A 13811-nucleotide genomic window follows, 5' to 3' on the forward strand; every position below is an offset into this window, starting at 1 on the left:
CCCGTGGCAGGTCGGCGGACACGGGGTCTCCCCCGGTCGGAGGACCTCAGGCGTCCACGCCGGCGGACTCCTCGTCCCCCGTGGACGGCGCCAGCGCGCCGTTCTGGATGGCGTCGTACACGAACTGGAGCACGTCCGAGCCGGCCACCATCGTCATGGTGAGGGCGGCCAACCGGGTGGCCTTCGGCGCGGTGACGTAGCCGAACACGAAGCCGGTGCCGACCCACTGCGCCAGGCAGAACGGACAGGTCAGCAGCTCCCCCACCGCGTGCTTGACGCCGCCGTGCTCGCGCACCTCCTCGGCGACCTCCGCGTGCCCCGACGGGCCCTCGAAGCGCACGAACGGCGCCCGCACCGGAGCCGTCACCGGGTCCTTGGCGATCCGGCGGGCCAGCCGGAAGGTGGCCACGGTCAGCAGGGCGGCGTCGCCGAACGGGATCCGCTCGGGCAACTCCTTCCCGGAGGCCCGGACCGCCGTGGCGGCCGCGGACACCAGACCCAGGTAGACGCCCATCGCGCCGAGGTCGGCGCCGAGGGGGCGCGCCTCCCCGTTGGTGTACTCACGCTTCTGCGTGCGGGCCCACCGGCGGACCGGGGCCCCGATCCGCTGCACCTCGTCTGCGATCGCCATGGTGCGGCGCTACCCGCGCAACCGCCCCGCCACGCGCCGATCCGTCCGAGCGTGCCGCAGGGCACACGAGGCATGGCGACGCAGGCCACGGGTAGGGCGGTGGTCCGATGCCGGTCCACCGGACCGGCCCATGGTCCCCAGCGGACGACGGACGCGGGTGCGCCCGCGCGACGAACGGAGACGCTCATGACCGATCCCGGCACCACCGACGGCACCACCCAGACCGAAGGTCAGACCGCCCGCGACATCTTCCCCGAGGACGACGGCATCCCCGAGGTGGCGCAGGACGACTCCCCCACGCTGCAGCGCGCCGAGGACCCGCAGTTCCAGGCGATGCCCGGGGAGAGCCCGACCGCCACCACCGACTTCGGCACGACCGCGTTCGAGCAGGCCGAGGGCGAGTCGCTCACCGGCCGCCTGGACCGCGAGCTCCCCGACGACGTCCCGGACGTCCGACCCGCCGAGGACCCGCAGCGCGCGGACGTCCAGCTGGAGCAGGACCTGAACACCACGCCGAACAGCGACTCGGGCACCAACCGCACGGCCGACGACATGGAGGCCACCGGGGACGCGGCCATCGGCGGAGAGGGCCCCGAGGAGTCCGCCGTCCACGTCATCGACGGCTGATCGCACGGTTCCGGTCCTGATCCACCCCGGAGACGCGACACCCGGCCGCCAACTCCCGGGGTGGGTTGGCGTCCGCACGAACCGTTGTCTACGTTGGGTCCGCGGTTGAGCAGGCAGCCGTACCGGAGCGGACCCCACGAGGGCCTGTTCCGGCCGCGTCGACCGAGCGCAGCCACCCGGTGCCATCGTGCGCTGGACGCGCAGCGGTAGATTGACCGGGCGGTGTGCCACTGCGCCGCCGCCGAGAGGAGCACCGTCCGTGACCACTTCCGACCTGCCCGCCGAGGGGCAGCCCGACGTGTCGACCGAAGGCACCGAGGCGCCGTTCGACGACGTGATCACGCTCTCCACCTCCACCGACGAGGACGGCGTGGTGACGGTGAAGGTCGTCGGCGAGGTGGACACCTTCACCGCTCCCGTGCTGCGCTCGACGCTGGACAGCCAGCTGGAGCAGTCGCCCCGCGAGCTGGTGATCGACCTGTCCGGCGTCCAGTTCCTGGGCTCCGCCGGCCTGGCCGTGCTGGTGGAGACGCAGAAGTCCGCCCGCAGCCGTGAGGTCGCCCTGCGCCTCATCGCCACGACCCGTGCCGTCACGCGGCCGCTCGAGGTGACCGGCCTGATCGACCTCTTCACCATCGCGGACAGCTCCGCCCGCTGAAGCTGACGCACGAGGAAGGGCCCCGCCGGTCACCGGTGGGGCCCTTCCTTGTCTCAGCTCAGGCCGTGAGCAGCTGGCAGACCGCCTGCTCCAGCGCGCGCTGCACGTCGCGGTCTGCCTCGGCGTCCTCCGCGTCCCCGAGCGCCTCCGCGACGGTCTCGCCGTGCTCGAACCGGTCCACCACCCGCGGGTCGACGTAACTGGCCTTGCAGACCGCCGGGGTGTTGCCCAGCTGCTCGCTCACCTCCTTGTAGGCGGCGTTCACGATCTTCTTCCGGGCGGTCCTGGACGTCGGCCGGGGCGCCTCCGCGAGCTTCGCGGCCATGAGCACCGTGGCGTTCCAGGTCCGGAAGTCCTTGGCGGTGATCTCCGCCCCGCTGATGTCCTTGAGGTAGGCGTTGATCTCGCTGCTGGTGACGTCACGCCACGTGCCGTCCTCCACCTGGTAGGCGAGCAGCTCCTCCCCGGTGCCCTCCGGCCGCTCCAGCAGCTGGCGCACCACGGTGGCCGTCGGCCGGTCGGTGAGCTCGACCTCGCGCTCGATCCCACCCTTGGCGGTGTAGGAGAAGAACGTCCGCTCCCCGCGGACCCGCACGTGCTCGCGGCGCAGCGTGGCCAGGCCGTAGGTGCCGTTCTCCTCGGCGTACTGCTCGCTGCCGATGCGGAACGCCCCCAGGTCCAGCAGCCGGATCGCCGTCGCCAGCACCCGCTCCCGGTTGAGCCCGCGGGTGCGCAGCGCCGCGACGACCTCGTCCCGGACGTCGGGGAGCTGGTGGGCGATCTCCAGGACCCGCTCGTGCTTCTCCGCGTCGCGCCGGGCCCGCCACTGGTCGTGGTAGCGGTACTGCCGGCGCCCCGCGGCGTCGAACCCGGTGGCCTGGATGTGGCCGTTGGGCCACGGGCAGATCCACACGTCGCGCCAGGCCGGCGGGATGGCCAGGCCGCGGATCCGGTCGAGGCGGTCGTCCTTGATCAGCGCCCCGTCGGTGTCGTAGTAGGCGAACCCCCGGCCCGCCCGGCGGCGTCGGTAGCCGGGACCGTTCACGTCACTCCGCCGCAGTCTCACCGCCGGAGGATGGGCACGCATGACCCTGCGCAAACGCAGGACGGCGCGCCGTCACCCGTCAGCGGAGGTCCACCAGCCCGCCGAGGCCGCTGACCTCGAGCACGTGCCGGGTGACCCCGCGCTCGGTGGCGTGCACCACGAGCCGCCACCGCTCGTCGCGCGCGATGCGGGCCATCGCCAGCACGACCCGCACGGCGGCGCTGCTGAAGAGCGTCACGGCCTCCAGGTCGAGCTCCACCCGCGCGGTGCCGCCGCGGCTGGCCTCGAGCAGGCGGATGCGCAGCTGGTCGGCGCCGGCCTCGTCGACCGCTCCTTCGGCGCGCACCACCGGGCGGTCCCCGCTCCGGTCGACGACGACCGTCGTGCCCTCGGTGCTCCCGCCCGGGGACGGCTCGTCCTCGGAGGTGTGCCGCAGTCGCACGGTCAGGGTCACCGTCGTGCCGTCCCGGTCGTCCAGCGAGACGCCGTCGACGAGCTGGCGCATGATCAGCAGTCCGCGCCCCCGGTCGCCCGGATCGCGGTCCGGGGGCCGCCAGGTCCCGTCGTCGTGGACGGAGACGGTGAGCACGCCGTCGGGGTCCACGCGCGCCCGCACCGACATGGGCCCTGGTTCCGACCCGCGGTAGGCGTGCTCCGCGGCGTTGGCGCACGCCTCGCCGACGGCGGCCATCACGCCGACCCGGTCGTTCTCGCTCATCCCCAGCCCGCCGAGCCATGCACCCAGCCGACGGCGAATCCCGGGCAGGGAGGCCGGGACGGCGGACAGGTCCAGCTGGAAGGGCTGGAGGCTCGCGACCCGCCGGTGGGCCACCAGCACGGCGACGTCGTCGGGCCAGTCCTGCGGTGGCCGGACCAGCTCGGCGATCTCGACGGCGAGGGCCGACGCCGTGGCCGGGTCCCCCGCGCCCGGGCGGCCCAGCACCTGCCGGGAAGCGGCGATCAGCCGGTCGAAGGCGTCGGACCAGTCGCTGCCGGCCCCGGCGAGCGCTCCGTTGGAGAACAGCACCAGGGTCGACCCCTGCTCGAGGACGAACTCGTGCACCGGCGTCCCGGAGTCGGGCAGGCTGCCCAGCGGCGGGCGGGGTGTGACGGGCAGGAACGAGGCGCTGCCGTCCGCGCCGACGACCAGGGGCGCGGGGTGGCCGGCCGTCGTGTACGAGAGGACGCCGCTGGCGGAGTCGAGGACGCCGTAGAAGACCGAGGCGCCCTCGACGTCGTCCATGAGGGTGGCGAACGCGTCCAGGCCGGCGAGGACGGCCGGTGGCGCGGGGTCGCGCAGCGCCGTGGACCGCATCGCGCCGCGCAGCCGGCTCATCGCGCCCGCCGCGGGGACGCCGTGACCGACCGCGTCGCCGACCACGAGGGCGAGCTTCCCGTCCCCCAGCGGCACCGCGTCGTACCAGTCACCACCGGCGGCGCGGATCGACGTCGCCTGGTGGTAGCTGCCCGCCAGCGCCAGATCCGGGAGCATCGGCAGGAACGGCGGGAGCAGCGACGACTGCGCGGCTTCGACGGCGTGCGCACCGGGGGCCGGCCAGGCAGCGGCGTCGTCGGCGTCGTGCTCGATGATCGCCATCGCGCCGGTCCCCCCGCCGACGGGGAGGGCCCGGACGACGACCGTCACCGAGGGCCCGCCCTCGCCCAGCGGTCCGCTCAGCGTCTCGGCCCGGCCGGTGCGTGTCACCGCCGCAACCACCGCGGGGAGGAGCCGGCCGGCGACCGGCGGCACCTGGTCGAGCTCGCCGCCCAGCCGGCGCGCGCGGGCGTTGGCCCAGACGGTCCGACCGGAGCCGGCCAGGCAGTAGATGGCGGCCGACGCGCCCTCCATCGCCGCGAGCAGCACGGCGGCCCCGTCCGGCCCGGGGCCGTCCGGCGGGTGTGGCTGCCCTGCGTGGTCGGTGCTCATCGCCCGCCAGAGAACAACAGGCCCCCGACCTCGGCAACCGCGCCGGAGGGGGCGTGGGGCGTGGGGCAGCGCACGTTTGCCGTCGCGTCCGGAACGGGTAGTTCTCCCCGCCGGTCCGCCAGCCGCGTCGAGGGTCCGTGGGCCTCCGCCGCGTCCGACGGGCAGGATGGACGTCGCACGGCAGTCGGCCGGGCACGCCGGGACGAAGGAGCGGTAACGGATGGTTGACTCGAGGGGCGCCCTCGCGCAGGACGGGCGGCGCGCGGAACGGCTGGAGCTGCGGGTGCCCATCACCCCGATGCAGCTGCCCGCGGTCCGGGCGATGGCCGGTGACCTCGCCATCCGCATGGACTACGACCTCGACAGCGTCGAGGACCTCCGCCTCGCCGTCGACGAGGCGTGCGCGACGCTCGCCAGCATCGTCGAGGGCGATGCCCCGCTGACCGTCGTCTTCGAGACGACCCGGAGCGGACTGCACATCGAGGCGTGGGTGCCCACGGCCGCGGGCGTCGACGTGCCGCGCGACGGATTCGGCTGGGCCGTACTGGCCACGCTCGTCGACGCGGTCGAGGGCCGCCCGGCCAGCCAGGACCGGGTCCCGGGCGGGGACGGCTCCGCCTCCCCTGTCGCGGTGATCGCCATGGACAAGTTCCTGCCGGGCCAGCGCCCCGCCGAGCTGGCGGGCGGCGCAGGGCAGAACCTCTCGGTGGCCCGATGACCCGGTCTCCCGCCACGGACCCCACCGGGATGACGGTGATCCCGCGGGACGCCGCCCCGGAGCCGCGCGAGGCACCGGACGTGACCGAGGCACCCGTCGCCGAGGTGCCCGTCACCGAGCTTCCCGCCGCGGAGGGCCCGTCGACGGACGAGACGCCCGCCGTGGAGGCCCCCGCCGCCGAGGAAGCCGTCCCGCTCTCGGACAACCGGCGCCGCGCGCAGCGCACCGCGCCGCTGTTCGCCGAGCTCGCGACGCTGGAGAAGGACGACCCGCGCCGGGAGCGGCTGCGCGAGATCCTGGTCGAGGAGCACCTGCCCCTCGTCCGGCACTTCGCGCGCCGGTTCAGCAACCGCGGCGAGCCCTTCGACGACCTGCTGCAGGTCGGCACGCTGGGTCTGATCGCGGCCATCGACCGCTTCGACCCGACCCGCGGCGTGGAGTTCCTTTCCTTCGCCGTGCCGACGATCACCGGTGAGATCAAGCGGCACTTCCGCGACCAGGGCTGGTCGGTGCGCGTGCCGCGCCGGTTGCAGGAGCTGCACCTGTCGCTGAACGCGGCGGTGGGCGAGCTGGCGCAGAAGAACGGCCGGGCTCCCACGCCCAGCGAGCTGGCCCAGCACCTGGGCATCCCGCGCGAGGAGGTCCTCGAGGGCCTCGCCGTCGCCAATGCCTACCGCAGCAGCTCGCTGGACGAGCGCCTGTCCGGCGACGACGACTCCCCCACCCTGGCCGCCACGCTGGGCGAGGAGGACGCCGCGCTGGAGGGCGTGGAGTACCGGGAGTCGCTGCAGCCGCTGCTGGCCACCATCCCGGCCCGCGAGCGCCGCATCCTCATCCTGCGGTTCTTCGGCAACATGACCCAGTCGCAGATAGCCGCGGACATCGGCATCTCGCAGATGCACGTGTCCCGCCTGCTGTCCCAGACGCTGGCGAAGCTCCGCGAGGGCCTGCTCAAGGACTGACGAGCACGCGACGGGCGGCCCGGGACCACACGGCTCCGGGCCGTCGTCGTCCCCGGGAACGGCAGCTCTGCTGCGGTCATTGGCGCCCGGACCGCTCGTACCGGAGCCCGAGGCGGGCGAGGCTGGCCCCGTGACCCCCCTTCCCGCGCCCGACCAGGACGCCGTCGCGCACTTCGCCGCCCGGCTGCGCTACGAGACCGACCCCTCCGACGTCGCCGCCGCCCGGACGGCGGGGGCGGACACGCTGCTCATCGACGTGCGCAGCCGGATGGCCTGGGACCAGGGCCACGTGCCCGGCGCGCGCCACCTCCCGCTGCCGGAGCTCGTCGCCCGGCTGGACGAGCTGCCCGCGCCGGAGGCGGACCCGCACCTCGTCGTCTACTGCTGGGGTCCGGGCTGCAACGGCTCGACCCGGGGTGCCCTCGCGCTCGCCCGGGCCGGCTACCGGCACGTGCAGGAGATGATCGGCGGCTTCGAGTACTGGGCGCGCGAGGGCCTGGCCGTGCGGACGGCGTCCGGTCGCACCCGGTTGCCCGTCGACCCCCTGACGGCCCCGGTTCCTCGCGCGGAGGGACCCGGGACCTGCTGAGGCCGCCGCGCGCTACGGCCGGGGCGCCTCGCCGTCCGCCGGCACGCCGGGGGTGATCTCCGACAGCGGCGGGGGCGTCGGCACGAGCGGGGTCGAGTCCGTGATGCTGGTCAGCTCGATCTTGGCCTCGGGCTGCTCCGCGGCGCTGGGCAGCTGCGACTCGAACCAGCTGCTGGTGTCGATGCCGCCCTCGGCAGGAGCGGTGCGCCCGTCGACCGACGCGTCGACGTCCATCCAGGACTTGCCGTCGCCGGCACCGCCGAGGTTGGCCAGACCCTCCAGGGCCTTGCTGAACTCGCTCGGGACGATCCACATCTTGTTCGCGTCGCCCTGGGCGATCTGCGGCAGCGTCTGCAGGTACTGGTAGGCCAGCAGCCCCTGGTCGGGCTTGCCGTCGTGGATCGCCTGGAACACGGTCTCGATGGACTTCGCCTGCCCCTGCGCCTGCAGGAAGAGCGCGGCCCGCTCACCCTCGGCGCGCAGGATCCGGCTCTGCCGCTCGGCTTCCGCCTCGAGGATCGCGGCCTGCTTGCGGCCCTCCGCGGAGAGGATGGCCGACGCCTTCTCGCCCTCGGCCGAGGTGATGGCGGCCTGCCGGTGCCCCTCGGCCGTGAGGATGACCGCGCGCTTGTCGCGGTCGGCGCGCATCTGCTTCTCCATGGAGTCCTGGATCGAGTGCGGCGGGTCGATCGCCTTGATCTCCACGCGGGCCACCCGCAGCCCCCACGGGCCGGTCGTGCCGTCGAGCACCTCGCGCAGCTGGCTGTTGATGCCGTCCCGTCCGGTCAGCGCGCCCTCGAGGTTGAGCCCGCCGACGACGTTGCGCAGCGTCGTGGTCGTCAGCTGCTCCATGCCGGTGATGTAGTTCGCGATGCCGTACACGGCCAGCTTGGGATCGGTGACCTGGAAGTAGACGACCGTGTCGATCCCGACCTGCAGGTTGTCGGCGGTGATCACCGGCTGCGGCGGGAAGGAGATGACCTGCTCGCGGAGGTCGATGGTGGCGCGCACCCGGTCGACGAACGGCACCAGGATGGACAGTCCGGGGGTGAGCGTGCGGCTGTAGCGGCCCAGCCGCTCGACGACCTTCGCCTGCGCCTGGGGCACGATGGTCAGGCTCTTGGCGAGCACGAAGATCAGCAGCAGCGCGACGACGATCAGGGCGATGAGTGCGGGCTCCACGGGGGCCTCCTTCGTCGGGGCGGTCGGCACCGACCCTCCCACGTCCGCCCGCCCCGGTCACGGAGCCTGTGGACGGTTCACTCCAGGGCGTCGCCCACCACGGCCGTGGCGCCGTCGATCTGCAGGATGCGCACGGTCTCGCCGACGCCGAAGGCCTCGCCACGGTGCTGGGTGCGAGCCGACCACTCGTCGGCCCCCATCCGGATCCGCCCGCCCGCGGCGTCGACCGCGCGGGTGACGACGGCGGTGCGCCCGACCAGGCCGTCGACCCCGTCCAGCTGCAGGGGGGTGCTGTTCTCCAGGTGCCGCTTCGCGATCGGGCGGACGACGGCGAGCAGCGCGAGGGACACCGCGATGAACGCGATCAGCTGGAAGGCCACCGCCCCGCCGGCGAGCGCCACGGCCGTGCCGCCGAGCGCGCCTCCGGCGAACATCAGCAGCACGAGGTCGAGCGTGAGCAGCTCGCCGCCGACGAACAGGCCTGCGGCGATCAACCAGAGCACCCACGCAGCCATGGCGCGAGTCTGGCAGAGCAGGCAACGGCACGCGGCGCACCGCCGCGCGCTCAGCGGCCGCGGCGCCCACGTCCGGCGGCGAGTTCGCGGCGCACCGCGGCCATGTGCTCCTCGTGCACGGCGGTGGTACGCCGTCGGTCGGCCCGGAAGTCCGCGACCAGCACGAGGACCAGCACCGCCAGGAAGGTGACGACCGAGGTGGCGATGTACCACTCGGCGCGGGCCCGGAAGAGCTCCTGACGGACGCCCGTGCCGTTGTAGCTCTTCGGCGGCAGCCACACCGTGAGCAACCAGGCACCGGCCGCGGCCACGAGGGTCTGGGCCGGGATGCGCCCCCACCGCCAGACCCGCGGTGCCAGCTGCAGTACCCAGGGCGACGCGGCGGCGGCCCCCACCAGCACTCCGACGACGGCTCGCTGCCATCCGCCGAGCGACTCCAGCCAGGGTCCCAGGACCCGGAACGTCACGCCGTCCGGCAGCCACACGCCGGCGAAGATCGCGACGAGGATCAGCAGGCCGCCCAGGTTCGGCCGTCGGCGGCTCTCCTGCGCCTGCTCCCGCGCTGCCGGCTTCCTCCGTCGCGCCACGCCACTCCTCCCGTCGCTCCGGTCGGAGCGCTTCCCGTCGATCGTTCCATCGGCGCTCCCGGTCGCTCCCGACGTAGCCTCGCCCGGTGCACGACTTCCCTGCCGGCCGCCTCGCGGCGTGGGCCACCGCCTGGCTCACCGGCCGCACCTCCTACGACGACGCGCTCGACGCCGTCACTGCGGACACCGCCCACCGCGTGAGCGGGCTCCCGGGCACCGACGTCGCCGTCCCCCTGGGCGAGGCGCTCGCCGCCCTGCGCGGGCTCGGTGAGCGGCGGCTGCGCCTGGTGCTCCCCGCGCCCGGCGACGTCCGCGGGCTGCCGGCGGTGCCCGGACTCGCGGCCCTGGCACTGGAGGCCGGGCAGGCCGCGATCGGCGACCGGGTGGTGCTGGTGCCCGAGCCGCTGGGCCCGGAGGTCCTGCAGTGGACGGCGGTCGGACTGGACGGCGTGCCGCCCCCGCCCCCGCCGGTCGAGGGGACGCTCCGCGCGGCCTCGGGCGCGCTCGACCTGGCCGTCAGCGGCTCCGCCCGCACGCTGGCCGAGCTCGACCTCGCCCGTTGGCACCCCGAGGTGCCCGAGCTGCTCGCCGGGCTGGCCCGCCCGACGCCCGCGCAGGGGCTGCCGCCGGACTCCGATCCCCTCGCGCTCGCCATCCTCGGTCGCGCTCTGCGGGTCGCCGCCGTCCTCGACCTGGCGATGGCCGACGCCCCGGGGGGCGCGGTCAACCAGGCCCAGGCGGCCCGGCGCGACGCCGTCCTCCGGCCGCTGTCCGGCGCCGTCCGCGAGGCGGTGACGGCGGCCTACAACGCGCTGCCGCGCTGAGCCCGAGGACCCGGTGCTGCATGGTCATGCAGAGTCGTGAATACTTGTGCTCGTGTCCAAGGTCCTCACGTCCCTCCCGGTCGGCGAACGCGTCGGCATCGCGTTCTCCGGCGGTCTCGACACGTCGGTCGCCGTGGCGTGGATGCGCGACAAGGGCGCCGTCCCCTGCACCTACACCGCCGACATCGGCCAGTACGACGAGCCCGACATCGACTCGGTCCCCGGCCGGGCCACCGCCTACGGCGCCGAGCTCGCCCGTCTCGTCGACTGCCGGGCCGCGCTGGTCGAGGAGGGGCTGGCCGCGCTGACCTGCGGCGCCTTCCACATCCGCTCGGGCGGGCGCAGCTACTTCAACACCACCCCCCTGGGCCGGGCCGTCACGGGCACGCTGCTGGTGCGGGCCATGCTCGAGGACGACGTCCAGATCTGGGGCGACGGCTCCACCTACAAGGGCAACGACATCGAGCGGTTCTACCGCTACGGCCTGCTGGCCAACCCGGGGCTGCGGATCTACAAGCCGTGGTTGGACGCCGACTTCGTCACCGAGCTCGGCGGACGCAAGGAGATGTCGGAGTGGCTGGTCGCCCACGGCCTCCCCTACCGGGACAGCGCCGAGAAGGCCTACTCCACCGACGCCAACATCTGGGGCGCCACCCACGAGGCCAAGACCCTCGAGCACCTCGACACCGGCATCGAGAGCGTCGAGCCGATCATGGGCGTCCGCTTCTGGGACCCGTCGGTGGAGATCGAGCCGGAGACGGTGACCATCGGCTTCGAGCAGGGCCGGCCGGTGACCATCGACGGCAAGGAGTTCGACTCCGCCGTCGACCTGGTGATGGCGGCCAACGCGATCGGTGGCCGGCACGGGCTCGGCATGTCCGACCAGATCGAGAACCGGATCATCGAGGCCAAGAGCCGCGGCATCTACGAGGCGCCGGGCATGGCGCTGCTGCACATCGCCTACGAGCGGCTGGTCAACGCGATCCACAACGAGGACACCCTGGCCAGCTACCACAGCGAGGGACGGCGGCTGGGCCGGCTGATGTACGAGGGCCGGTGGCTGGACCCGCAGGCGCTCATGCTCAGGGAGTCGCTGCAGCGCTGGGTCGGCATGGCCGTCTCGGGCGAGGTGACGATCCGGCTGCGGCGCGGCGAGGACTACTCGATCCTCGACACGACCGGCCCGTCATTCAGCTACCACCCCGACAAGCTGTCGATGGAGCGCACCTCGGACTCCGCGTTCGGCCCCGTCGACCGGATCGGCCAGCTGACCATGCGCAACCTGGACATCGCCGACTCACGCGCCCGGCTGGAGCAGTACGCGCGGATCGGGATGGTCGGGGGCTCGGTGCAGGCCGCGATCGGTGCCGCGCAGGCTGCCTCCACCGGTCTCATCGACGCCTCGGTTCAGGGTGGCGCGGAGACGATCGCCTCGCGTGGGCAGGTCTCCGAGCACGACGAGCTGCTCGACCGCGCGGCGATGGAGTCGGGCACCGACTGAGGCGGGCCGTAAGCCCCTCCGGCGGCGCACCGGAGTCGCTACGGTCGTCCGGCATGACCGAGCAGCTGACCATGAACCGGGTCATCCACGGCGCGGTGCGGCGCGACCTGGACCGCCTCGAGCACGCCCTGGGCCAGATGGCCGAGGGCGACCGGGCCCGCGCGCAGGCGCTGGACCGGGCCTACCGCAACCTGCAGACCGAGCTCACCCACCACCACGAGGGCGAGGACACCCACATCTGGCCGATGCTCGCCTCGGTGGGCGTCGACCAGCAGCTGCTGGACACCATGGAGAGCGAGCACCACGCCATGGCCGAGGCGCTGGCCGAGACGAGGTCTGCCATGGCGGCAGTCGCCATGAGCGGATCGCGCGCCGACGCCGCGGCGGCCCGGGGCAGCCTCCTACGCACGCGGGACGTCACCGAGCGGCACCTCCGGCACGAGGAGACGGAGCTGGAGCCGCTGCTCGCCCCGCACATGGATTCCCCGGAGTGGCACGCCGTCGAGAAGAAGCTGCGCAGTCAGCCGCTGCCGGTCGCCGGACGGTTCTTCGCCTGGCTCACCGATGGGATGAGCGAGGAGAACCGCGCCGTCCTGAAGAGGTCGGTGCCCACGCCGGTCGTCACGGTGCTGTCGCGCGTGTTCGGCCGCCGCTACTACAAGGACGTCGCCCCCACCTGGCGGTGACGCCGGCTCGCACCGTTGAACCTCCGCAACCCTCATCCGCCGGAACCTGGGTGGTCAGGGTTCAACGGTCGGTCACTGTCGACCGGGTCTACGTCAGACGCCGCTAGGAGGGGGCACCTACCTGGCGCCGGCCGGCACCAACGGTGCTTCACGGGTGTTGGCCGAGGGACCTTCAGCTGGTGGGGCGGGGCCGCGGCGGCACGAAGCAGCACGACGCGGGGCAGTTGGTGCCCAACCTCGGCTCTCCCCCGGCCCGGCGCTCGGCCAGCAGTTCGACCAGCGAGCCGACGAACGCCGGGTGGGTGCCGGCCGTCGCGGCGCGGGCGAAGGTCAGCCCCAGCTCCTCGGCGGTCCCCTTCGCCTCGTTGTCGAGGTCCCAGATCACCTCGAGGTGGTCGCTGACGAAGCCGACCGGGAACAGGACGACGGCCTTCTCCCCCGCCGCCGCGAGCGCCTTGAGGTGGTCGTTCACGTCCGGCTCCAGCCACGGCACCGACGGCGGGCCGCTGCGGCTCTGCCACACCAGGTCGAAGGACCGCCCGGGAGCGACGCGGTCGACGACGAGCCGTGCGGCGGCCTGGAGCTCCGCCTCGTAGGCGTGCCCCTCGGGTCCGGCGACGGCCGCCATGGAGTCCGGGATGCTGTGCGCGGTCGCGACCAGCCGGGCGCCGTCGCGCACGTCGTCGGGCAGCCCGGCGAGCGCCGCGGCCAGCGCGTCGGCGTTGGCCCGCACGAAGCCGTCGGCGTCGAAGTAGTGCGGCAGCTTCTCCGCCGTCGGCCCACCGGCCGCGCCGGCGTCCACGGTCATCGCGGCACGGGCCCGGGCGACGTCCTCGTGGTACTGCCGGCACCCGGAGAACGAGGCGTAGGCCGAGGTCGCCAGGACGTAGGCGTGCTCGATGCCGTCGTCGGCCATCTGCTGCCAGACGTCCTCGACGTAGGGCGCCCAGTTCCGGTTGCCCCAGTAGACCGGCAGGTCGATCCCGGCGGACCGCAGGCCGTCCTCGAGTGCTGCGAGCAGCGCCTGGTTCTGGTCGTTGATCGGGCTGACGCCACCGAAGTGGTGGTAGTGCTCGGCGACCTCCTCCAGCCGCTCGCGCGGGATGCCGCGGCCACGGGTGACGTTCTCCAGGAACGGCATGACGTCGTCGTGGCCCTCGGGGCCGCCGAAGGAGAGCAGCAGCAGGGCCTCGCGGCGGCCGGCCGGGGCGGGGGCGGACGACGGCTCGACGCCGCCGTTGTTGCGGACGGCCAGCGAGGGGTCCTCGTCGGGGCGCTGACCGGCAGGGGTGATGTCGACGATGGCGCGGGGCACGGTGTTCTTTCCGGTTGCTGGGTGGTTCTGGATGCAGGGGCAGG

Annotated in this window: 15 protein-coding genes; 8 read left to right on the forward strand and 7 right to left on the reverse strand. The window is 73.9% G+C overall.

All coding sequences use genetic code 11. The annotated features are described in order from the left end of the window. Window positions 1-46: 46 nt before the first annotated feature. Window positions 47-631 carry a DUF1360 domain-containing protein gene (locus BLS70_RS00690; protein WP_091763614.1) on the reverse strand — a complete coding sequence of 195 codons (585 nt, stop codon included), beginning with the start codon at window positions 629-631 and terminating at the stop codon, window positions 47-49. A gap of 186 nt (window positions 632-817) precedes the next feature. Between BLS70_RS00690 and BLS70_RS00695 the strand changes: the two genes are divergently transcribed. Together BLS70_RS00695 and BLS70_RS00700 are read left to right on the forward strand one after the other, a co-directional pair. Next, window positions 818-1258: a hypothetical protein gene (locus BLS70_RS00695; protein ID WP_091763615.1), complete on the forward strand. Its 441-nt coding sequence runs from the start codon at window positions 818-820 to the stop codon at window positions 1256-1258. Between the two features lie 259 nt (window positions 1259-1517). Next, a complete protein-coding gene (locus tag BLS70_RS00700) occupies window positions 1518-1916 on the forward strand; it encodes an STAS domain-containing protein (protein WP_091763616.1) in 399 nt (132 codons plus the stop codon). 58 nt (window positions 1917-1974) lie between these two features. On the opposite strand, the gene BLS70_RS00705 is transcribed toward BLS70_RS00700, so the two are convergent. Further along, window positions 1975-2982 carry a DNA topoisomerase IB gene (locus BLS70_RS00705; RefSeq protein ID WP_255362139.1) on the reverse strand — a complete coding sequence of 336 codons (1008 nt, stop codon included), beginning with the start codon at window positions 2980-2982 and terminating at the stop codon, window positions 1975-1977. 58 nt (window positions 2983-3040) lie between these two features. After that, window positions 3041-4888, reverse strand: a complete 1848-nt coding sequence (locus BLS70_RS00710) for a SpoIIE family protein phosphatase (protein WP_255362140.1) — start codon at window positions 4886-4888, stop codon at window positions 3041-3043. A 220-nt stretch (window positions 4889-5108) separates the two neighbouring features. Here BLS70_RS00710 and BLS70_RS00715 point away from each other — a divergent pair, with 220 nt between their 5' ends. The 3 genes from BLS70_RS00715 (at window position 5109) to BLS70_RS00725 (ending at window position 7157) form a co-directional block, all read left to right on the forward strand. After that, on the forward strand, window positions 5109-5606 hold the full coding sequence (locus BLS70_RS00715; protein WP_091763618.1) for an ATP-binding protein: 498 nt from the start codon (window positions 5109-5111) through the stop codon (window positions 5604-5606). Then, window positions 5603-6568: an RNA polymerase sigma factor SigF gene (locus BLS70_RS00720; RefSeq protein ID WP_255362141.1), complete on the forward strand. Its 966-nt coding sequence runs from the start codon at window positions 5603-5605 to the stop codon at window positions 6566-6568. The genes BLS70_RS00715 and BLS70_RS00720 overlap by 4 nt, the downstream gene beginning before the upstream one ends. Before the next feature lie 130 nt (window positions 6569-6698). After that, window positions 6699-7157: a rhodanese-like domain-containing protein gene (locus tag BLS70_RS00725; RefSeq protein ID WP_176946216.1), complete on the forward strand. Its 459-nt coding sequence runs from the start codon at window positions 6699-6701 to the stop codon at window positions 7155-7157. Between the two features lie 12 nt (window positions 7158-7169). Here BLS70_RS00725 and BLS70_RS00730 read toward each other — a convergent pair whose 3' ends face one another. The 3 genes from BLS70_RS00730 to BLS70_RS00740 form a co-directional block, all read right to left on the reverse strand. Continuing rightward, window positions 7170-8339, reverse strand: a complete 1170-nt coding sequence (locus BLS70_RS00730) for an SPFH domain-containing protein (protein ID WP_091764074.1) — start codon at window positions 8337-8339, stop codon at window positions 7170-7172. A 77-nt stretch (window positions 8340-8416) separates the two neighbouring features. After that, window positions 8417-8854 carry an NfeD family protein gene (locus BLS70_RS00735; protein WP_091763620.1) on the reverse strand — a complete coding sequence of 146 codons (438 nt, stop codon included), beginning with the start codon at window positions 8852-8854 and terminating at the stop codon, window positions 8417-8419. A 50-nt stretch (window positions 8855-8904) separates the two neighbouring features. Beyond that, on the reverse strand, window positions 8905-9441 hold the full coding sequence (locus tag BLS70_RS00740) for a hypothetical protein (RefSeq protein ID WP_091763621.1): 537 nt from the start codon (window positions 9439-9441) through the stop codon (window positions 8905-8907). Window positions 9442-9527: 86 nt separating this feature from the next. Between BLS70_RS00740 and BLS70_RS00745 the strand changes: the two genes are divergently transcribed. From BLS70_RS00745 to BLS70_RS00755, 3 genes are read left to right on the forward strand one after another with little or no spacing between them, the layout of a single operon-like run. Then, complete coding sequence (locus BLS70_RS00745) at window positions 9528-10265, forward strand: Rv1486c family protein (RefSeq protein ID WP_091763622.1); 738 nt, start codon at window positions 9528-9530, stop codon at window positions 10263-10265. Window positions 10266-10317: 52 nt separating this feature from the next. Further along, complete coding sequence (argG, locus tag BLS70_RS00750; RefSeq protein ID WP_091764075.1) at window positions 10318-11766, forward strand: argininosuccinate synthase; 1449 nt, start codon at window positions 10318-10320, stop codon at window positions 11764-11766. A gap of 53 nt (window positions 11767-11819) precedes the next feature. After that, on the forward strand, window positions 11820-12452 hold the full coding sequence (locus tag BLS70_RS00755) for a hemerythrin domain-containing protein (RefSeq protein ID WP_091763623.1): 633 nt from the start codon (window positions 11820-11822) through the stop codon (window positions 12450-12452). Window positions 12453-12624: 172 nt separating this feature from the next. Here the strand turns inward: BLS70_RS00755 and BLS70_RS00760 are convergent, their stop codons facing one another. Beyond that, window positions 12625-13767 (reverse strand): ferrochelatase, encoded by a 1143-nt coding sequence (locus tag BLS70_RS00760; RefSeq protein WP_091763624.1) that lies wholly within the window; start codon window positions 13765-13767, stop codon window positions 12625-12627. Window positions 13768-13811: the final 44 nt, after the last annotated feature.

The sequence above is a fragment of the Blastococcus aurantiacus genome (assembly GCF_900102425.1).
Lineage (GTDB): Bacteria > Actinomycetota > Actinomycetes > Mycobacteriales > Geodermatophilaceae > Blastococcus > Blastococcus aurantiacus.